The sequence below is a fragment of the Streptomyces sp. NPDC127097 genome, from assembly GCF_042724075.1.
Taxonomy (GTDB): Bacteria; Actinomycetota; Actinomycetes; order Streptomycetales; family Streptomycetaceae; genus Streptomyces.
Genome location: NZ_JBHXFI010000004.1, coordinates 203,639 through 223,666, shown reverse-complemented (window position 1 = coordinate 223,666; position 20,028 = coordinate 203,639). Strand labels below are relative to the sequence as shown.

Annotated in this window: 17 protein-coding genes and 1 pseudogene; 9 read left to right on the top strand and 9 right to left on the bottom strand. The window is 72.1% G+C overall.

The genetic code is table 11. The features are described from left to right. Window positions 1–177: 177 nt before the first annotated feature. A complete protein-coding gene (locus tag ACFWJW_RS06185; RefSeq protein WP_387235834.1) occupies window positions 178–1,683 on the top strand; it encodes an amino acid permease in 1,506 nt (501 codons plus the stop codon). On the opposite strand, the pseudogene ACFWJW_RS06180 reads toward ACFWJW_RS06185, so the two are convergent. Beyond that, a pseudogene (locus tag ACFWJW_RS06180) lies at window positions 1,646–1,765 on the bottom strand (ATP-binding protein); the annotation flags it as partial. The gene ACFWJW_RS06185 and the pseudogene ACFWJW_RS06180 overlap by 38 nt on opposite strands. 864 nt (window positions 1,766–2,629) lie before the next feature. Here ACFWJW_RS06180 and ACFWJW_RS06175 point away from each other — a divergent pair. Together ACFWJW_RS06175 and ACFWJW_RS06170 are read left to right on the top strand one after the other, a co-directional pair. Beyond that, window positions 2,630–3,457 carry an enoyl-CoA hydratase family protein gene (locus tag ACFWJW_RS06175; RefSeq protein WP_387235631.1) on the top strand — a complete coding sequence of 276 codons (828 nt, stop codon included), beginning with the start codon at window positions 2,630–2,632 and terminating at the stop codon, window positions 3,455–3,457. Between the two features lie 2 nt (window positions 3,458–3,459). Then, a complete protein-coding gene (locus ACFWJW_RS06170) occupies window positions 3,460–5,751 on the top strand; it encodes a bifunctional salicylyl-CoA 5-hydroxylase/oxidoreductase (protein ID WP_387235831.1) in 2,292 nt (763 codons plus the stop codon). A gap of 119 nt (window positions 5,752–5,870) precedes the next feature. Here ACFWJW_RS06170 and ACFWJW_RS06165 read toward each other — a convergent pair whose 3' ends face one another. Beyond that, on the bottom strand, window positions 5,871–6,848 hold the full coding sequence (locus ACFWJW_RS06165) for a ScbA/BarX family gamma-butyrolactone biosynthesis protein (protein ID WP_387235629.1): 978 nt from the start codon (window positions 6,846–6,848) through the stop codon (window positions 5,871–5,873). A gap of 148 nt (window positions 6,849–6,996) precedes the next feature. Next, on the bottom strand, window positions 6,997–7,593 hold the full coding sequence (locus tag ACFWJW_RS06160) for a ScbR family autoregulator-binding transcription factor (protein ID WP_387235627.1): 597 nt from the start codon (window positions 7,591–7,593) through the stop codon (window positions 6,997–6,999). Between the two features lie 227 nt (window positions 7,594–7,820). Here ACFWJW_RS06160 and ACFWJW_RS06155 point away from each other — a divergent pair, with 227 nt between their 5' ends. After that, window positions 7,821–8,849: an MDR family NADP-dependent oxidoreductase gene (locus ACFWJW_RS06155; RefSeq protein WP_387235624.1), complete on the top strand. Its 1,029-nt coding sequence runs from the start codon at window positions 7,821–7,823 to the stop codon at window positions 8,847–8,849. A 40-nt stretch (window positions 8,850–8,889) separates the two neighbouring features. On the opposite strand, the gene ACFWJW_RS06150 is transcribed toward ACFWJW_RS06155, so the two are convergent. Next, window positions 8,890–9,522, bottom strand: a complete 633-nt coding sequence (locus ACFWJW_RS06150) for a TetR family transcriptional regulator (RefSeq protein WP_387235621.1) — start codon at window positions 9,520–9,522, stop codon at window positions 8,890–8,892. Between the two features lie 451 nt (window positions 9,523–9,973). On the opposite strand from ACFWJW_RS06150, the gene ACFWJW_RS06145 reads away from it, so the two are divergent. After that, a complete protein-coding gene (locus ACFWJW_RS06145; protein ID WP_387235618.1) occupies window positions 9,974–10,738 on the top strand; it encodes an HAD family hydrolase in 765 nt (254 codons plus the stop codon). A gap of 20 nt (window positions 10,739–10,758) precedes the next feature. Here the strand turns inward: ACFWJW_RS06145 and ACFWJW_RS06140 are convergent, their stop codons facing one another. Both ACFWJW_RS06140 and ACFWJW_RS06135 read right to left on the bottom strand, forming a co-directional pair. Then, on the bottom strand, window positions 10,759–11,610 hold the full coding sequence (locus tag ACFWJW_RS06140; protein ID WP_387235615.1) for a PaaX family transcriptional regulator C-terminal domain-containing protein: 852 nt from the start codon (window positions 11,608–11,610) through the stop codon (window positions 10,759–10,761). Window positions 11,611–11,614: 4 nt separating this feature from the next. Further along, window positions 11,615–13,222, bottom strand: coding sequence for an AMP-binding protein (locus ACFWJW_RS06135; RefSeq protein WP_387235613.1), 1,608 nt, complete (start codon window positions 13,220–13,222; stop codon window positions 11,615–11,617). A gap of 171 nt (window positions 13,223–13,393) precedes the next feature. Here ACFWJW_RS06135 and ACFWJW_RS06130 point away from each other — a divergent pair, with 171 nt between their 5' ends. Next, window positions 13,394–14,527, top strand: a complete 1,134-nt coding sequence (locus ACFWJW_RS06130; RefSeq protein WP_387235610.1) for an acyl-CoA dehydrogenase family protein — start codon at window positions 13,394–13,396, stop codon at window positions 14,525–14,527. A 31-nt stretch (window positions 14,528–14,558) separates the two neighbouring features. On the opposite strand, the gene ACFWJW_RS06125 is transcribed toward ACFWJW_RS06130, so the two are convergent. After that, complete coding sequence (locus tag ACFWJW_RS06125) at window positions 14,559–15,080, bottom strand: hypothetical protein (RefSeq protein ID WP_387235607.1); 522 nt, start codon at window positions 15,078–15,080, stop codon at window positions 14,559–14,561. Window positions 15,081–15,296: 216 nt separating this feature from the next. On the opposite strand from ACFWJW_RS06125, the gene ACFWJW_RS06120 reads away from it, so the two are divergent. Further along, window positions 15,297–16,109, top strand: a complete 813-nt coding sequence (locus ACFWJW_RS06120) for a VOC family protein (protein ID WP_387235605.1) — start codon at window positions 15,297–15,299, stop codon at window positions 16,107–16,109. A gap of 18 nt (window positions 16,110–16,127) precedes the next feature. Here the strand turns inward: ACFWJW_RS06120 and ACFWJW_RS06115 are convergent, their stop codons facing one another. Both ACFWJW_RS06115 and ACFWJW_RS06110 read right to left on the bottom strand, forming a co-directional pair. Next, window positions 16,128–16,727: a hypothetical protein gene (locus tag ACFWJW_RS06115; RefSeq protein WP_387235602.1), complete on the bottom strand. Its 600-nt coding sequence runs from the start codon at window positions 16,725–16,727 to the stop codon at window positions 16,128–16,130. Window positions 16,728–16,923: 196 nt separating this feature from the next. Further along, window positions 16,924–18,453: a helix-turn-helix domain-containing protein gene (locus ACFWJW_RS06110; RefSeq protein ID WP_387235599.1), complete on the bottom strand. Its 1,530-nt coding sequence runs from the start codon at window positions 18,451–18,453 to the stop codon at window positions 16,924–16,926. 135 nt (window positions 18,454–18,588) lie between these two features. On the opposite strand from ACFWJW_RS06110, the gene ACFWJW_RS06105 reads away from it, so the two are divergent. Beyond that, the gene (locus ACFWJW_RS06105; protein ID WP_387235596.1) at window positions 18,589–19,581 is read left to right on the top strand and encodes a DUF1648 domain-containing protein; all 993 of its coding nucleotides are present in this window, start codon (window positions 18,589–18,591) and stop codon (window positions 19,579–19,581) included. A 1-nt stretch (window position 19,582) separates the two neighbouring features. Beyond that, entirely contained in the window at window positions 19,583–19,942 is a 360-nt protein-coding gene (locus ACFWJW_RS06100; protein WP_387235593.1) for a GntR family transcriptional regulator, read from the top strand. Window positions 19,943–20,028 lie beyond the last annotated feature (86 nt).

Below are 20,028 nucleotides of genomic sequence, written 5' to 3'. Positions count from 1 at the left end.
CCCCACCCACATACAACAACAAGTAACCGCCCAAATATGCGGTTTGGGGTTGTAACATTCTCGGCGGGCGGGGGGCCCGCACCTAGGGGCCGCCACCCCGCTCCGTGTGTGGCCACACCCCCGCCGCGCGCCTCGCACCACCAGAGAGAGAACCACCACACCGTGCGCCCGCCCTCCCTGCGTCCGTCCGGACTGCGCATCAAATCGCCCGACCTCCTCATCGCCGAATCGGGCGCGGACCTCGAAGGCAACGGCCTCCGGCGCAGCATGGGGCTCTTCCAGCTCATCTGCTTCGGCATCGGCGCCATCGTCGGCACCGGCATCTTCGTCGGTCTGTCCGACACCGTCGCCGAGGCCGGCCCCGCCGTCATCGTGTCCTTCGTCCTGGCGGCCGTCACCTGCGTCTTCACCGCCTTCTCCTTCGCGGAGCTGGGCGGCGCGATACCGGTGTCCGGCAGCGCCTACTCCTACGCCTACGCCACCCTCGGCGAGCGCCTCGCCTTCCTCGTCGGCTGGTGCCTGCTGCTCGAATACGGCATCTCGGTCTCGGCGGTCGCCGTCGGCTGGGGCCAGTACCTCAATGAGCTGCTCGGCAGCCTGACCGGCTGGCAGCTGCCGGACGCGCTCTCCCAGCCGCCCGGCGCCGGCGGCATCGTCAACATCCCGGCCGTCGTCGTGATGCTGCTCGCCGCGCTGCTGCTCGTCCGCGGCATCCGGGAGAGCGCCCGCGCGACCGCCGCGATGGCGGTGCTGAAGCTCGCGATCCTGGTCCTGTTCTGCGTGATCGGCTTCAGCGCCTTCCAGGCCGGCAACCTGTCGCCGTTCGCCCCGGAGGGCGTCGCCGGCATCACCTCCGGCGCCTCGCTCGCGTTCTTCTCGTACATCGGCTTCGACGCGATCACCACGGCCGGTGAGGAGGCCAGGGACCCGCGCCGGAACATCCCCGTCGCGATCATGGTCTGCATCGGTGTGGTCACCGTCCTGTACTGCCTGGTCGCGGTCTCCGCCATCGGCGCGCTCTCCGCGGACGAGGTCGGCGGCCGGCCCGCCGCGCTCTCGCTGATCGTCAACCACGTCACCGACTCGGCGCTCGGCGGCGGGGTGATCGCGTTCGGCGCCGTCGTCGCCATCGCCTCGGTCGTCCTCGCGGTCATGTACGGCCAGACCCGCATCCTGATGTCGATGGCGCGGGACGGCCTGGTCCCGCGGATCTTCGAGCGGGTCTCGCCCCGGACGTCCACCCCCGTCGCCAACACCTGGATCGTCGCGGTCGTCTTCGCCGTGCCTGCCGCGGTCGTCCCGTTGGACGCGGTGATGAACCTGTCGACCATCGGGACGCTGGCGGTCATGGCGGTGGTCAACCTCAGCGTGGTGGTGCTCCGCCGCACCCGCCCCGATCTGCCGCGCCGCTTCCGCGTCCCGCTCTTCCCGGTCAGCCCGGTGCTCGGCATCGGCTTCTGCCTCTATCTGATCTACGGCACCGGTCCGGCGACCTGGCTCCAGTTCGCCGGGTTCCTGGTGGCCGGTGCGCTGGTCTACGCGTGCTACGGGCGCCGCCGCTCGCGGCTCGCTGCTGCGTCGCAGGGCCAGGGGGCCGACGCCGACGCGGTCGATGCCGATGCGACCGGTGCCGACGCGGCCGCCGTCAGCGTCGGCGCGGGCGACGCAGCTCGGGAAGGGTGAACCAGACGGCCTTGCCGCGCGGCGTCGGGCGACAGCCGGAGGCCGCGCTGAGCGACCGGATCAGCAGCAGACCGCGACCGTCGTGGTCGCTGTCGGAGACCGGGGCGGGGGAGGGGGCGTCGGTGTCGGCCTCGGTGTCGGCATCAGCATCCGCATCGGCGTCGTCCGCGGAACGGGAGCCCGGGGAGCCCTCGGCGTAGGTGTCGCGATCGGCTCCCGGCTGCACGGCCTCCTCCGCCCGCTGCACCGGGACCTGGCCATCGGCCGGCGACGTGCCACCCGACGGCTCATCCGACGTGCCGCCCGGCGCGCCACCACCCGCTCCCCCCACCACCGCCGCCCCCGGCTCCCGCAGCGGGACCGGATCGCCCAAGCCCTTCACGAGCATCGGGCTGTCGTCGTGCACCTCGATCCGGCAGCCCGCCGGCCGCTGTTCCACCACCAGCTCGATGGGGCCGGCGCCGCAGGTGTGCTTGAGCACGTTGGTGACCAGCTCCGCGGTCAGTAGTTGAGCAGTGGTCCGGTCGGCCGTCACCCGGAGATCCTGCATGGCGGTCCGGACCATCGCACGGGCGATGGGGACGGCGGTCGCGCCGCGCGGCAGCGCGATGCGCCAGGTCACAGGGGTGGGCGGTTCCAGCATGCGCGGTGCGTCCGTTCGCGAAAGGCCGGGTCGGCGGCCTGAGACGGGATCGGGTGTTTCCACCGTAGAAAGCCCGGAGGCGGGGGATCAGGGGCGAGCGGCCGGGGATCGGATGACCTAGGTCATGCGGCGGCCGGGACCTTCGGCGGGTTCACCCCGACGGCCCCGGCGGGTGGCGGGACGCCGTCGCGCGCCCGTGTCGTATCGCGTTCTCATGACGACAGTCATGAAGGAGTGATAACTTCGAGGGGCATCCGGAACAGCATCCACCGGCCGACCCGGCCAAAGGGGGCAGGCAGCCCGATGAGCCCGTTCGCAGGATCCGCCCGCAGTACCGAGACCTGGCAGCACCTTCGTGTGACGCGGCAGGACGGGGTCGCCACCGTCACCCTGGCGCGCCCGGACAAGCTCAACGCGCTCACCTTCGAGGCATACGCCGACCTCCGTGACCTGCTCGCCGAGCTGTCCAGGGAGCGTTCCGTACGTGCCCTGGTGCTCGCGGGGGAGGGGCGCGGATTCTGCTCCGGCGGCGACGTCGAGGAGATCATCGGCGCCACCCTCGGCATGGACACCGCCCAGCTGCTGGACTTCAACCGGATGACCGGGCAGGTCGTCCGGGCGGTGCGGGAGTGCCCCTTCCCGGTGATCGCGGCGGTGCACGGGGTCGCGGCGGGCGCGGGCGCGGTGCTCGCGCTGGCCGCGGACTTCCGGGTCGCCGACCCGTCCGCCCGGTTCGCCTTCCTCTTCACCCGGGTCGGACTGTCCGGCGGTGACATGGGCGCGGCCTATCTCCTGCCCCGCGTCATCGGCCTCGGCCACGCCACCCGGCTGCTGATGCTCGGCGACACCGTCCGCGCGCCGGAGGCCGAACGCCTCGGCCTGATCAGCGAGTTGGCCGAGGAGGGCCGGGCCGACGAGGCGGCCGCGGCGCTCGCCCGGCGGCTCGCCGAGGGGCCGGCGATGGCACACGCCCAGACCAAGGCGCTGCTCACCGCCGAGCTCGACATGCCGCTGGCCGCCGCCGTGGAGATGGACGCCGCCACCCAGGCGCTGCTGATGAACAGCGACGACTACGCGGAATTCCACGCCGCCTTCACCGAGAAGCGGGCCCCCAAGTGGCAGGGGAAATAGCCATGCGGGTCGCCGTCATCGGCGGCGGGCCGGGCGGGCTGTACGCCGCGGTGCTGCTCAAGCGCCTTGACCCCACCCGCGAGATCACCGTATGGGAGCGCAACGCGCCCGACGACACCTTCGGCTTCGGCGTCGTGCTCTCCGACGAGACCCTCGGCGGTATCGAGCACGCCGACCCGGAGGTCTACCGCGCCCTCCAGGCGGAGTTCGTGCGCTGGGACGACATCGACATCGTCCACCGGGGCCGCACCCTGACCTCCGGCGGACACGGCTTCGCGGCGCTCGGCCGGCGCCGGCTGCTGGCCGTGCTCCACCGGCGCTGCCGCGACCTCGGCATCGCGCTGCGCTTCCGCACCGAGGCCCCGCCCGCCGCCGAACTGGCCGGTGCGTACGACCTGGTGATCGCCGCCGACGGGGTGCACAGCACGACCCGCACCGCACACGCCGACGCCTTCCGCCCGCGGCTGACCACCCACCGCTGCCGCTACATCTGGCTCGCCGCCGACTTCGCCTTCGACGCCTTCCGCTTCGAGATCGCGGAGACCGAGCACGGCGTCGTACAGCTCCACGCCTACCCCTTCGCCCGGCCGGAGGGCCCGGCGGACGGCGCCAGCACGGTCATCGTCGAGATGCGCGAGGAGGTCTGGCGTTCGGCCGGGCTCGACCGCTGCGATGAGCGCGAGTCGGCCGAGTGGTGCGCCAAGGTCTTCACCGACGCCCTGCGCGGCCGCTCGCTGCGCGGCAACAACTCCGGCTGGACCGCCTTCCGCACGGTCGTCAACGACCGCTGGTCGCACGGCAACACCGTGCTGCTCGGCGATGCCGCGCACACCGCGCACTTCTCCATCGGCTCCGGCACCAAGCTCGCCGTCGAGGACGCCCTGGCGCTGGCGGCCTGTCTTGAGGAGCAGCCCGACACGGCCCGTGCGCTGGCCGCGTACGAGGAGGAGCGCCGCCCCGTGGTCGCGTCCACCCAGCGTGCGGCCCGCGCCAGCCTCGCCTGGTTCGAGGAGCTGGCCACCTACCTCGACCAGCCGCCGCACCAGTTCGCGTTCAACCTCCTCACCCGCAGCCGCCGCGTCACCCACGACAACCTGCGGCTGCGCGACCCCGGATTCGTCGCGGCCGTCGAGGACGAGGCGGGCACCCCGCCCGGCACACCCCCGATGTTCCTGCCGTTCCGGCTGGGAGAGCTGACCCTGCGCAACCGCGTCGTGGTCTCCCCGATGGACATGTACTCCGCCGCCGACAACAACGGCACCCCAGGCGACTTCCACCTCGTCCACCTCGGCGCCCGCGCGCTGGGCGGGGCCGGACTGGTGATGACGGAGATGGTGTGCGTCAGCCCCGAGGGGCGGATCACGCCCGGCTGCACGGGGCTGTACGCGCCGGAGCACGAGACGGCCTGGCGCCGGGTCACCGACTTCGTGCACACCTCCGCCCCCGGCACCGCCATCGGTGTCCAGCTGGGCCACTCCGGCCGCAAGGGCTCCACCCGGCTGATGTGGGACGGCATCGACCAGCCGCTCCCGGACGGCAACTGGCCCCTCGTGGCGCCCTCCGCACTGCCCTACCGCGCCGGTGTCAACCAGACCCCGCACGCCCTGACCGAACCCGAACTCGCCACCCTCCGCGAACAATTCGTCCAGGCCGCCGAGTCCGCCGCCCGGGCCGGCTTCGACCTGCTCGAACTCCACTGCGCCCACGGCTATCTGCTCTCCGGCTTCCTCTCCCCGCTCACCAACCACCGCACCGACGCCTACGGCGGCGATCTCACCGGCCGGCTGCGCTTCCCGCTGGAGGTCTTCGACGCGGTCCGGGCCGTCTGGCCGGCCGGGCGCCCGATGACGGTCCGGATCTCCGCGACCGACTGGGCGGACGGCGGCACCACCGCGGCGGACGCGGTGGCGATGGCGCGGGCCTTCGCCGCGCACGGCGCCGACGCCATCGATGTGTCCACCGGGCAGGTGGTGCCCGACGAGCGTCCCGACTTCGGCCGCTCCTACCAGACCCCGTTCGCCGACCGCATCCGCAACACCCTCGGTGTGCCGGTCATCGCGGTCGGCGCCATCTCCTCCTGGGACGACGTCAACTCCCTGGTGCTGGCCGGACGTACGGACCTGTGCGCGCTGGCCCGGCCGCATCTGTACGACCCGCACTGGACGCTGCACGCCGCCGCCGAGCAGGGGTACGCGGGGCCGGGCGCGCCCTGGCCGCTGCCCTACCAGGCGGGCAGCCGCACCCCGCCCACCGGACGCACGGACGCGCCGAAGCCCCGCCTCACGCTGCGGTGACGGGGAGGCCGGGCAGCGGGGCGGGGCCGTTGGCGGGGCCGGTCCGGAAGGACAGCGGCGGGCCGGCGGAGAGGGTCAGCGGGCCGGCGGGCCGGTGCGGCGGCCGGCCGGGGGGCCGGTCAGGGCGTCGGTACGCAGCTGACCTGCGCCGAGACGACCGGCTGGCCGTGCTGTTCGACGGCGACCTCGACCTGGCGGCGGTCGTCGTCGTCCCGGCCGGTGGTCCGGGCCTGCACCCAGGTCGGCGCGTCGAGTTCGGCGTAGCGCGAGAAGGAGCACTCCATCGAGACCGGCAGGGTGAAGCCGGGCGTGATGGCCTGCGCGGCCTGCCGGGCGGCCTCGACCATCAGCATGCCGGGGGCGTGGTCCACGGGGTGGTCGAAGAGAACGGGGTGCGAGGTGTCCACCCGCAGTTGCCAGCGGTCGGGGCGGTCGGTGGGGGAGAGCACCACATCGCGGTCGTGTTCCCGGGCGACCAGCTGCGGGCGCACGGCCTCGGGCAGCGGCAGCGTACGGGAGTTGGCGAGCGCCAGATCGCCGTACTCGCCGCGCAGCCGACGGTAGACGGCCGGGCTGTGACAGGAGTAGTCGAGCGTCGCGGAGGCCAGCTCGGCGCCGTCGCACCGGATCCGGAACTCCTGGAGGGCGCTGACCAGCCGCTTGCCGCGGTGGACCATGTCGCGGTCGGTGATGTGCAGTTCGACCTCGGCGGGGTGCTGCGCGGTGCGCAGTGCCTGCGGCGCGAGGTCGTAGCGGACCCGCTGCCAGATGATCGGGTGGTCGAGCGGCACCCGGTGCCCGACATGGCTCAGTAATATCCCGGCCTGCCGCACGGTCTCTATCAGCAGGATCGGGTCGTGCATCCCGTGCAGTGGCCCGTAGAAGGTGTGGGCGCGCGGCCACTGGGCGCTGACCACCCAGCCGTCGGCCCCGTCACGCCGCCAGTTCGTCAGGAACACCTCGGACACCGCGTTGCGGTGCACATACTCACGCGGCACGGTCGTGGTGAGCGACGACGGTCGGATTCCGTCGGCGGATCCGCCTCCGATGTCGTGGCGCTGATCGCGCAAGTACGGCGTGAGCGTGGCGCTGGCCATAGGTGGTTCCTTTCTGTGGAGCGGCTCTCAGCGCCCTGACGGGCTGAGGCTTGGTCACGTCCCAAAAACCCTAAGATACGGACCATGTGGTTTGTTTTCCAGGGCCGGGAAGGAGCCGGCGGCTCCGCCAGGGCGGTGACCCCGGGCGTCAGACCGAGATCTTGACGCAGCGTCCGTGCGGATCCAGATGGCTCAGCGCACCGGGCGACGCGAGGCCCGGAAGCGTGTGCTTCCACAGGGCCGTGACCCGCTCCGGGAGATCGGCGCGGTTGGTCGCGGCGCGCGAGAACAACTGCACGCCCATGTAGGCGGCGACGAAGAACTCGGCCGCCCGGTCCGGTGCCACACCGGGCAGTAATTCCCCGTTGTCCCGGGCCTCGGTGAACATCGTGGTGATGATGTCGGTCCACGCCTGGTACGGCACCAGCGGATCCTCGCTGAAGGTCGTCTCCACCGCGATCCGCGTGCCGGCCTGGAGCAACGGGTCGCTGCGCAGCGCCAGCGCCACCTGGTGGGTGAAGTCGATGGCGTCCTGGAGCCGGGACTCGCTGACCTGTGGCAGAAAGGGGTCGGTCTGCTCCGTTATGACCGCGCGGGCCAGTGCGTCCTTGGACGTGAAGTGGAAGTACACCGCCCCCTTGGTGACCCCGGCGCGCTGGATGATCTCGGCCATCGTGGCGGCCTGGTACCCGCGGGTGCCGATGACATGAGCCGCTGCTTCGAGGACGGCGCGTCGGGTGCGCACTGCGCGTTCCTGCTTGACCACCGATCATCCTCCGTATGCTCTCTTGGAGTTGTTGTGCCTGAGTGCGACCCGCTGCCCGTGGCCGCGCAGTCTATTTCCGCATCATAAAGAAGCCAACCATGCGGTATTGAATTTGCGCCCGGTCCGGTGGCGGGCCCCTCGGGTGTGAACGGGTGCCGTCCTCCGGGGCGGCACCATCGAGTGCTACGAGCGCGAGGAGCTGTCCGATGTCCCCCACCGTCGTCCCCGCCATACCCGCCGTACACCGCGAGGTCCGGCTCGCGTCCCAGGTCGAAGGCGAACTGTCGGCACGCCACTTCACGATCGCCGAGGTCTCCGTGCCCGAGCCGCGGGCGGGGGAGGTGCTGGTGCGCAACCGCGTGATGGCGGTGACCGCGGCGATGCGGTCGCAGATGACCGGAATCCGGCTGCCGATGCCCTCATTCGTACCGGGCGAGGCGCTGTGGGGCTCGGCGGTCGGCGAGGTGGTGGCGGCGCCCGGAGGCGGCTTCACCCCCGGCGAACTGGTCCATCACCCCTGCGGATGGCGGGAGTTCGCGGCGGTGGAGGAGTCGCGCGTACGGCGCCTGGCCCCGGACGCGCTGCCGACCGCCGCCGCCCATCTGTCGCAGGGGGCCGTCGCCTGGGGTGCGCTGCGCCTGGCCGCCGAGGTCAGGCCGGGGGACACCGTGTTCGTCAGCGGTGCGGCGGGCGGCGTGGGCAGCATGGCCGGGCAGCTCGCCCGGCGGCTGGGCGCCGGGCGGGTCGTCGGCAGCACCGGCTCGGAGCGCAAGGCCGCGCGGCTGCGCGCCGAGTTGGGCTACGACGACACGATCGTGCGCGGCGCCGGGCCGATCGAGCGGCAGCTGCGGCGGGCCGCACCGGGCGGTATCGATGTGCTGCTGGACACCGTCGGCGGCGAACAGCTGACGGCGGCGCTCGCGGTGGCCCGCCCCGATGCGCGGTTCGCGCTGGTCGGCGCGCTCTCCAGTCAGCTGGGCGGGGACCGCGGCGGCATCGCCCCGGTGGAGCTGGACGCGGGGCTGATCATCACGCGGCGGGTGGCCCTGCGCGGGTTCGGGCTGTATGCCCATCCGGACCTGCCGCAGGAGTGGACGAAGGAGTTCGGCCAGGGCCTGCGGGAGGGCACGCTGGTCTTCCCGCATGCCCTTCTGAAGGGGATCGAGCAGGCGCCGAGGGCGCTGCGCGAACTGACGCAGGGTCGTCATATCGGGGCCGTGCTGGTCGAGTTGTGAAGCGGGGGCACAGAACCGGGGCGGGTCGGGGGCGCCCGGTTCAGCCGGCCGCCGGAAGCTGCGCCGGAGCCGGGACTGCGGCCGGGATCCGGCCCGGTGCGGCCGGCAGCAGCGCCCACAGGTCGACGATGGCCTCGTGGTCCCACCACGTCCCGTCCTCACCGCCCAGATGCAGCAGGCCGACCACGATCGAGGTCAACAGCTGGGCCGTGCGCCGCGGTTCGGTGTCCGTCGCATGCGGGCCGGCCGGCCCGCCGGTCCCACAGGTCACCGCTTTGTCGAGAAACAGCGCATACCAGCGCTGCTCCAGGGCGTAGATACCGAGTCCCGGCGCGGTCTCCGGCCGCAGCTGCAAGCCGGCGCGGAGCACCGCGTCCGACTCCACCCGGCCGAACAGCGCGGTGGTGAAGTCCCGTACGGCGGTGGTCAGTGGCTGCGTCGAGCGGGTGAAGGCGTCCTCGAGCTCCTGTAGGGACTCCAGTGCCGCGTCCCGCACCGCGAGCGTGAGGTCGTCCTTCGAGGTGAAGTGGAAGTAGAGCGCTCCCTTGCTCAGCCGGGCCCGCCGGCTGATCTCGACCATGCCCGCTGCGGGAACCCCCTTCTCCAGGAAGGTCTCTGCGGCCGAGCGGATGAGTGCCTGGCGGCTCTGGATGGCGCGATGCTGGGTGGGCACGGTGTCCGTCCCGTCTCTAGTACGGCTGCGAGCTCATTGCAGTCTACATAGAAAACCAACCATGCGGTTCGATATGCTCCACGGGATTGGCCGGAACTGGCGGGCCCTGACGCGAAGGTGACGATCTTTCGCTCGTTTCAGCGCTCGGCGCCTCCCGGGGGCATGTGCCCCCCAGTCTGGCTGCGCAAAGGGGCGTTGTCGACCCGTCAGGGGAGACGGGGATGCATTGACAAACAGCGCAGGCGGTTTTTAAATCTCCGAAGGCGGTAAACGGGACGTTCCCTTCCGATGCGCCGCCTCGACGGTTGCGTGCCGCCCTGGACGGCGGTGCGCCATGGCGAGACCGCCGCTGCCGTTGCCAGTCGTCGACCACAGGCCGCCCCATCAGCCGAGCCAGCAACGTCACCCGAGCCCCTGCACCCCCCATCGGAATCCGGAAAGGTCTCCAGCCATGCGCGTAGCAACGGAAGTCGGCGAACGTCCCGTGAGAGGTGTACGGGGCGCCGGAGGTGAGACGATCCGGGCCGCCGTCTTCGACCTGGACGGCACCCTCGCCAACACCCTCCCCGCGATCAGCAAACTGCTGATCAAGGTGGCCGCGGAGCAGGGATGTTCGGTGACCGCCCGGCAGGCGGCCGCCGCGATCGGCAAGCCTCCCGGCCCCGCCTTCGGGCGGCTGCTGGGCAGGCCCGAGGACGACGGCCGGGTGCAGGCCGCGATCTCCCGCTACCGCGAACTGTTCGCCTACGAAGTGCTGTGCCTGGGGCCGCAGCTGCTCTTCCCGGGCGTGACCGCGGGGCTGTCCGCGCTGCGCGCCCACGGGGTCGAGCTGGCCGTCGCCACGTCCAAGACCACCCGCAGCGCGGAGGCGCTGCTGGACGTCATGGGCATCCGCGACCTGGTCGGCCCGGTCATCGGCCAGGACATGGTCCGGCGCGGCAAGCCGCACCCGGAGATGGTGCTGCGGGCGGCCGGCCGGCTCGGCGTCGCGGCCTGGCAGAGCGCGTATGTGGGGGACACCGTGGGGGACATGAGGATGGCGGTCACCGCGCGCATGGAGCCGGTCGCGGTGACCTACGGCGTCGGTACGTTCGGTGAGCTCGCCGGGGTCGCCGGCACCCGGATGTGCGGCTCCTTCAAGGACGTGGTCTCCGTGATCGCCGCCGCCCGGCCGCGCTCGGGCGTCAAGGTGGGGGCCCAGCAGCGCCGCCGCTGAGGCCGGTGTGCGGGGGCCCGCTATGCCCCGGTCATCGCCTCGTGCGCGTAGGGGGCCCCGGCGTCCCGGAGTTTGGCGTGCAGCCGGCCGAACACCTCCGCCGCGCGGCCGCCCGGCCAGTCCTCAGGCAGGAGGGGAGAGGGCAGTCCGGGATCCGCGTACGGCAGCCGGCGCCAGGCGTCCAGCGCCAGCAGATAGTCGCGGTAGGCCGCCTCGGGGGGCACCGAGCGGCGCCGCGACCAGCGCTGGAGGACCGGTTCCTGCTCGTCGAGGAAGGCGCGGTGCTGTGCGGCGATGGCGTCCAGGTCCCACCAGCGGGCGACCGCGTCCGCCGTGGGGGCGAAGCCGGCGTGCGTACCGGTGAACAGGTCGACGTACCGGTCCAGTTGCAGCCGCTCCAGGGTGTGCCGGGTCTCCTCGTAGAGCTGCGCGGGGGCGATCCACACACCCGGCGCGGCGGTGCCGAAGCCGAGCCGGGCCAGCCGGGAGCGCAGCAGATGGCGCTTGTGCCGCTCCTCCTCGGGCACGGAGAAGACGGCCAGCACCCAGCCGTCGGACAGCCGCGCGGCCGGCCGGCCGAAGATCCGGCGGTCGCCGTCGTCCAGCAGCTGGCGCGCCGCGTCGGACAGCCCGTACGCGGCCGCGCCGGAGGCCGTCCGGGCGGGGGTCAGCAGCTCGCGCCGCTTGAGCCGGGAGACCGCGGAGCGCACCGACGGCGGATCGACCCCGAGCGCACCGAGCAGCCGGATCAGGGCGGCCACCGGCACCGGCGCGGCCGGGCCGCCCGGGGCGCCGGGTTCGCCGCGCCCGTAGGCGCCGTAGAACGTGACGATCAGGGACCGTGGGGTGCGCTGCGTGTGCGGGTCGTTCACCGGGTCACTCTAGATCGGGTTCCCGCAGCCGGAAACGCTGGAGCTTGCCGGTCGGGGTGCGCGGCAGCGAGGTGTGGAAGACGATCTCGCGCGGGCATTTGTAGGGCGCGATACGGGTCTTGGTGAAGGCGCGCAGCGCGGCGACGGTGTCGTCACCCTGGGGGACGCCGTCCCGCAGCACCACATGGGCGATCACCACCTGCCCGCGGTCCTCGTCGGGCCGGCCCACCACCGCCGCCTCGGTCACATCGGGGTGCCGCAGCAGCGCGTCCTCCACCTCGGGACCCGCGATGTTGTACCCCGCCGAGATGATCATGTCGTCCGCGCGGGCCACATAGCGGAAGTAGCCGTCGGGTTCGCGGACGTAGGTGTCGCCGGTGAGGTTCCAGCCGTCGCGGACGTACTCCGTCTGCCGGGCGTCCGCGAGATAGCGGCAGCCGGTCGGCCCGCGGACCGCCAGCAGCCCCGGCGCGCCGTCCGGCAGCGGTGCGCCGTCCGGGCCCACCACCCGCGCCTGGAAGCCGGGGACCGGCAGTCCCGTCATCCCGGGGCGGATGGCGTCGTCGGCGGCCGCGATGAAGATGTGCAGCAGCTCGGTGGCGCCGATGCCGTTGATGATCCGCAGACCGGTCGCCGCGTGCCAGTCCTGCCAGGTCGCGGCCGGCAGATTCTCCCCGGCCGACACGCACCGGCGCAGCGAGGACACGTCGTGCGCGGCGAGCTCGGGCAGCATCGCGCGATAGGCGGTCGGCGCGGTGAACAGCACCGAGATCCGGTGCGCCGCGATATCGCCGAGCAGCTGCTTGGGCCCGCCCCAGTCGGCGAGAAAGGCCGACGCGCCCGCCCGCAGCGGGAAGATGACCAGTCCGCCGAGGCCGAAGGTGAAACCGAGCGGCGGACTGCCGGCGAACACATCGTCCGGCTCCGGGCGCAGCACCTGCGCCGAGAAGGTGTCCGCGATGGCGAGCACATCGCGGTGGAAGTGCATACAGCCCTTCGGGCGCCCGGTGGTGCCCGAGGTGAAGGCGATCAGCGCGACATCGTCGGCGGCGGTCGCCACGGCCTCGTAGGGCGTGCCGCCCGGCCGGGCGAGCTGCCGCAGATCGTCCGGCCCGTCCCCGCCGTACGTCGTGATCCGCAGCCCCGGCACCCCGGCCTTGGCGAGATCGCCGACGGCCCGCACCTCGCACAGCGCGAACCGCACCTGCGCGATCGCACAGATCGTGGCGAGCTCCTGGGGGCGCTGGGTGGCCAGCACCGTCACCGCGACCGCCCCCGCCTTCATCACGGCCAGCCAGCAGGCGGCCAGCCAGGGCGTGGTGGGACCGCGCAGCAGGACGCGGTTGCCCGGCCGTACCCCCAGCCGGTCGGTGAGAGCATGGGCGATCGCGTCCACCTGGGCGCGCAGCTGACCGTACGTCCAGACCGGGCCGCTCGCGTCGCGGACCGCGGGCCGGTCGGCGCCGAGCCGGGCGATGGTGCCGTCCAGCAGCTCGGCGCCGCAGTTCAGCCGGTCGGGATAGCCCAGATCGGTGAGGTGCGGCCACTGGTCGTGGGGCGGCAGCCGGTCGCGCGCGAAGGTGTCGGTATGGGCCGAGGACCGTAGCTCCATGACGGGTGCCCCCTTGGGCGGGGTGGCCGACGGGCGGCCGGGATCGGGGACTGCTCGGTTTGCTGCGCGTTCTGCGGTCGAGGACTGCCGATCGGATCCGTCGTCAGCGTAACGTGTTCGTGACGGCAGTCAACAGACCGCGATAGAGGACCGCTACCAGGGAGCCGCCTCGTGACCGTATTCGCGCTGGGACCGGACGAGCAGGAATGGTGCGCCGAACTCCGCGCGCTGACCGCCGAACGGCTGAGTCCGCTGGCCGGGAAGGGCGAGGAGGGCCGGGTCAACCGCCCGCTGATCGCCGCGCTCGGTGAACTGGGCCTGCTGCGCCGTCTGTTCCCCGCCGACGGCGCGCTGCGCGCCCTGGACCTGTGCCTGCTGCGGGAATCCCTCGCCCAGGAGTGCACGGAGGCGGAGACCGCGCTGGCACTACAGGGCCTGGGGGCCTACCCGGTGGTGCAGTCCGGGACCGCGGCCCAGCGGGCCCGCTGGCTGCCGGAGGTGGCCGCCGGCCGGGCGGTCGCGTCCTTCGCGCTGAGCGAGCCGGGCGCGGGCTCGGACGCCGCCGCGCTGTCCCTGGCCGCCGAGCCGGACGGCCCGGACGGCTGGCGGCTCACCGGCGAGAAGTGCTGGATCTCCAACGCCCCCGAGGCCGACTTCGCCACCGTCTTCGCCCGGACGGGCGGCGCGGCGGGGGCGCGCGGGGTCACCGCCTTCCTCGTCCCCGCCGACCGCGCGGGCCTGACCGGCGAGCACCTGGACATGCTCAGCCCGCATCCGATCGGCACGCTGGTCTTCGACGGCACGCCGGTGACCAGGGAGGACGTGCTGGGCGAGGTGGACGGCGGATTCGCCGTCGCGATGGCCACGCTGAATCTCTTCCGGCCGAGCGTCGGCGCCTTCGCGGTCGGCATGGCGCAGGCCGCGCTGGAGGCGGCGCTGACGCATGCGGGCGCGCGCACCGCGTTCGGCGGCCCCCTCAAGGACCTCCAGTCCGTCGGCCACCAGCTCGCCGAGATGGCCACCCGGGTCGAGTCCGCCCGCCTCCTGGTCTACGCGGCGGCCTCCGCGTACGACACCGGAGCCCCCGACATCGCCCGTCGCTCGGCGATGGCCAAACTGCTGGCGACCGAGACCGCCCAGTACGTCGTCGACACCGCCGTGCAGATCCACGGCGCCCGCGCGCTGCGCCGCGGGCATCTGCTGGAGCACCTCTACCGCGAGGTCCGGGCGCCGCGCATCTACGAGGGCGCCACGGAGGTGCAGCGCTCGATCATCGCCAAGGAGCTGTACCGGCCGCGGCCCTGAAGTCCGCGACCGTGTCAGCCCGTTGGGTGCCTCAGCTGTTCGTCTTCCAGACCTGGCCCAGCTTGCACTTGCCCGAGCCCGGCCCCTGGCCGCCGGGGCCCTTGAGGAAGGTGCCGGAGACCGAGGCGGGCCGGGTCTGCCCGGCGGCCACCCCGCTGACGGAAATCTGCGCCGAGCCGAAGGTGGCACCGGTCTCGTCGGTGAACTGCACGGTGCCGTTGTAGGACGCCGTGCCCTGCGAGTTGCCGTTGGTCACGCTCAGCTCGGCGCTCAGCGTCCCGGCCGCGCTGTCGACCTGGCAGTCGGTGATCCGGATGTCCGACTCGGGCGGCGTGGTGGAGCCGGCGGTCGGCGAACCGCCCGTGGTGGTGCCGCTGCTGGTGCTGCTCCCGGAGCTGCTGTAACCGCCGTCGCTGCTGCTGTAGCCGCCGCTGGAGGTGGAGCTGGAGCTGTGGCTGTTGCCGCAGCCCCCGCCGTGCGAATGCCGGGCACCGGTCAGCGCGACGACCACCAGTGCACATGCGGCGACAGCGCGGACATGGCGAAACTGCATAGCTATTTCTCCCCCGTGGCGACGGCCGCCCCCTTGGACGGCCGTCTGAGCGCGTACCTATACGCGCATCCGATTGATGATGCGCTCGCCGATCGTTCTTGACGAGCGCGCGTCAGGCTAGCAAGCGCGAGCACGGACGCCGAATCACGGCCGACGGGCGAGGGCCGGTGCCGGATGTCAGGCTGACAGCAGAGAGGATCCGCGAAGGGAATCGCCATGATCACTACTGACTTCGTTCCCGGCTCCCCGTGCTGGCTCGACCTCGGTGCCCCCGACGTCGAGGCCGCAACGGCCTTCTACCGGGCCGTGTTCGGCTGGCAGGCCGAACCGCACGGCGGCCGGGACGCGGGCGGGGACACCGGCGGATACACCCTCTTCCGGCTGGACGGCAAGGTCGTCGGCGCGGTCGGCCCGCTGACGGAGGACGGCGCCCGTTCCGCCTGGACGCTCTACTTCCACACCTCCGACGCGGACGCCACGGCCAAAGCGGTAGAGCGGGCGGGCGGCTCGGTCCGCGTGGCGCCGGCCGCCGCCGGCACGGACGACGGGCGGCTCGCCCAGCTCACGGACCCGCAGGGGGCGGAGTTCGCCGTCTGGGAACCGGCCAGGTACCCGGGCGTCGAGGCCGCGGACGGACCGGGCACGCTGGTCTGGACCGAGCTCTACACCACCGATCCCGCCGCCGCCCAGACCTTCTACAAGTCCGTCTTCGGCTGGAGCACCCAGGACATGCCGCTCCCCGGCGGCGGTGGCACCTACACCCTGCTCACCCCCGCCGGTTGCAGCGAGGAACGGATGCACGGCGGCCTCATGGGCGTCCCCGCGGACCTGCTCGGCCCCGGCGGAAAGCCGTACTGGCACCCGGTCTTCGGCTGCCAGGACTGCGACGCCACCGTCGGCCTGGCGACGGGCAACGGCGGCACCCTCTCCATGGGCCCCGAAACCGCCGAGGGCGTCGGCCGCCTCGCCGTCTGCACCGACCCGTCGGGCGCGGAGTTCGTGGTACTCACGCCGGAAGGGGCGGGGTGAGGTGGGCGCTGGGGTGGGCTATCGGGCCCCTTCGGCACAGGTGGCGACTGCTATCGGCAACCCGGCGAAGTCGGTCTCCAGCGGGCTGAGGCGCTTGAGGCTGGACAGCCTGATGGTCTTCTGGACCGGGCACCGTTCATCCAGGACCCGGGTGGGCAGGACGTAGAAGGTCCACTGGTCGAGGTCGAGGGGATCGAGGGTCTGCTTGTCCTGGTGGTACAGCAGGCAGAAGACGTACACATCGGAGCGGCGCAGCACCTCGGCCGAGGCGGTGCCGGTCCGTGCGTCCCAGCCGGAGGCCGGCGCGATGGAGAACGAGATGTCCGACGGCTGGGACTGCGCCCACGACTGCAGATAAGCCGCCGACTTGACCTCGACGCGCCACTTCTCGGGTGTACGGATGTCCACGGTGTCCCATTCGGTGCGGGTGCCGGTGGCGGCACCCAACGCCGTGGCCACGAGGTACTCCGCCAGAACACCCCGCATGGTGTTGTTGGCCAGATCGGAGCACGCCCAGCTCCAGAAGTCACCCAGCCTGCCCACGGTTTCACCCTTGGCCAGAATCGGCTCACCGCCGCTGCGGCGAGCGATGACCAGCGGACCGAGATCGACACTCATGCTGTTCTCCAGACGACGGAATGAGGCGCTACTCAGCCTGACAGCAGCCACTGACAACGGAGTTGTCCGCCCGCCCGCCCGTGGATGTCGTGCGGCCGCGTGCGGGCACCTCACCGCCGGAGTCCCACGGGTGCCGCCGCCCCCTTCCTGACCCAGATCGTTGCAGGTCATGGAAGGGTGCGGCGGCATCCGTCCCTCAGATGTCCCGGAAGATCTCGATCTGCGCCCCGATCGAGTTGAGCCGCTCCGCCAGGTCCTCGTAACCCCGGTTGATGACATAGACGTTGCGGAGTACGGAGGTGCCCTCGGCGGCCATCATGGCCAGGAGGACGACGACGGCGGGGCGCAGGGCAGGGGGGCACATCATTTCTGCGGAGCGCCAGCGGGTGGGGCCGTCTACCAGGACGCGGTGCGGGTCGAGGAGTTTGACCTGGGCGCCGAGGCGGTTGAGGTCGGTCAGGTAGATCGCGCGGTTGTCGTAGACCCAGTCGTGGATGAGGGTCTGGCCCTGGGCGCTGGCCGCGATGGCCGCGAAGAAGGGGACGTTGTCGATGTTGAGGCCCGGGAAGGGCATCGGGTGGATCTTGTCGAGAGGGGCCTGGAGCTTGGAGGGGCGGACGGTGAGGTCGATGAGCCGGGTGCGGCCGTTGTCGGCGGCGTACTCCGGGCTGCGTTCGTGGTCCAGGCCCATCTCTTCCAGGACGGCCAGTTCGATCTCCAGGAACTCGACCGGGACCCGGCGGATCGTCAGCTCGGACTCGGTGACAACTGCCGCTGCCAGCAGGCTCATTGCCTCGACCGGGTCCTCGGACGGGGCGAAGTCCACATCGCGTTCGATGTGGGCGGCACCGTGGACGGTGAGGGTGGTGGTGCCGATGCCGTCGACCCGGACGCCCAGCTCCTCCAGGAAGAAGCAGAGGTCCTGGACCATGTAGTTGGAGGAGGCGTTGCGGATGACCGTGACGCCGTCGTGGCGGGCGGCGGCCAGCAGCGCGTTCTCGGTGACGGTGTCGCCGCGTTCGGTCAGCACGATCGCGCGCTTGGGGGCGACGGTGCGGTCCACCTCGGCGATGTAGGTGCCGTCGGTCGCGGTGATTTCCAGGCCGAAGTGGCGCAGCGCGGTCATGTGCGGGGTCACGGTCCGGGTGCCGAGATCGCAACCGCCCGCGTACGGCAGCTTGAAGTGGTCCATCCGGTGCAGCAGCGGGCCGAGGAACATGATGACGCTGCGGGTGCGGCGGGCGGCCTCGGTGTCCATCGAGTCGAGGTCGAGTTCCGCGGGCGGGATGATCTCCAGGTCGTTGCCGTCGTTGATCCACCGGGTGCGTACGCCGATGCTGCCCAGTACTTCGAGGATGCGGTAGACCTCCTCAATACGGGCCACCCGGCGCAGAGTTGTGCGGCCCGCGTTGAGCAGCGTGGCGCAGAGCAGCGCCACGCAGGCGTTCTTGCTCGTCTTCACATCGATGCTGCCGGAGAGCCGGCGTCCGCCGACCACCCGCAGATGCATCGGCCCGGCATAGCCGAGCGAGACGATTTCACTGTCGAGAGCCTCGCCGATACGGGCGATCATCTCAAGGCTGATGTTCTGATTCCCGCGTTCGATGCGGTTGACGGCACTCTGGCTGGTGCCCAGAGCCTCCGCAAGCTGCGTCTGTGTCCAGCCACGGTGCTGTCGGGCGTCACGGATGAGCCTGCCGATGCGTACGAGGTAGTCGTCTGCCATGGGGTGACCGTATCTCAGATATGAGATGGATGCTTCATTGTGGCGTGTCGCACAGTTCTACTACTATGCGAACAACTGAAGGTTCGGAGTCACCGAGTCGCGGCGTTGCGGCGTCGCGGAGTCGCAAGGGGAGTCATGAAGAGTGTGATGCGTTCCGGCCCGCCGCTGGCCGGCGGGCCGCGGACCTTGGTTGCCGCCGGTCCCTTCCTTGCCGTGATCGTGGCGTTCGTCGGCATTTATGCGGCGGTGTCCGGCCGGCTGCCCGATCCGCTCGCCACCCACTTCCGGTTCGGCGGCCAGGCCGACGGCTTCACCTCGGTCGAGGGCTTTCTGACCCAGTCCCTCGCCCTGTTCCTCCTCCTCGGCTCCGTGGTCGGCTTCCTCGTCCAGCTGCGGCCGGCTGCCCCTGAGGTGCCGTGGGTGATCGCCGGCGGATACGCCACCGTTGCCGTGACCGGTTACGCCGACTGCGTGACGCTGCTCAGCAACGTCGATGCCGCCGATGCATCGACCGTCCGGGTGCCAATGTGGGAGCTGTCCCCCGGCCTCGCGGTGGCGCTGTGCGCCGGGGCGCTGGGGCGGCTGCTCGCCGGCGCGGCGCCCGCCGTGCCCCGGCAGCCGGGCGGTGCCGTGTCCCGGCTCGGCCTGCCCGCCACCGCGACGGCCGGCTGGTCGCGCACCATCGGCTCGCCGCCGCTGGCCGTATTGGGCGGGCTGCTGCTCGCCGGCGGGCTCCTCATCGGCCTCTTCGCCGACTGGATCGCGAGCGCGGGCCTGCTGTTCGGCGCTGCCGTGTCCCTGCCGCTGGCCTCGGTACGGGTGACCGTGGACCGGCGCGGGCTGACCCTCGCGCCGGCGCTGCTGTCCTCGCGTTGCCGTTTCCGGCGCATACCCCTGGACCGCGTCGAGGAGGCCGGCAGCCGACACGTCGCCTGCTTCGCGGAGTTCGGCGGCTGGGGCTACCGCATCCGGGCCGGCCGCAGCGGCTTCGTGCTGCGCTCGGGGGAGGGCATTGTGGTACGGCTGACCAACGGCAGGGAGTTCGTGGTGACGGTCGACGACGCCGCGACCGCCGCCGCACTGCTCAATACGTACACCGACCGCGCCCATTCGCGGCAAGGAGGCTGAGGTGCTCTTCCAGGTCGACCCGGGGTCGTCCGTCCCGCTCGGCGACCAGATCGCGGCCTCGGTCCGCGGCGCCATCGCCGACGGCGCGGTGAACACCGGGGAGCGGCTGCCGGCCGCCCGTGCGCTCGCCGCGTCCCTCGGCGTGAACGTCCATACCGTGCTGCGCGGCTATCAGCGCCTCAAGGAGGAGGGGCTGATCGAACTCCGCCGCGGGCGCGGTGCGGTGGTCATCGGCGCCGCCGCGCCCGCGCGCGCCCGCCTCGGGGAAACCGCCGAGCGGCTGATCGCGGAGGCCCGCCGGCTGGGGCTGTCGGACGAGGAGATCGTGACGGTGGTGCGGGTGGGGCTCGCGGGGCGGTGAGGGGGCGCGGGCGGGGCCGTTGTTGAGGTTGAGGGCTGCTGCGTCAAGTTCTCGCGGGGGACCGTGGTGCGTCCGCGGCCGCGTCC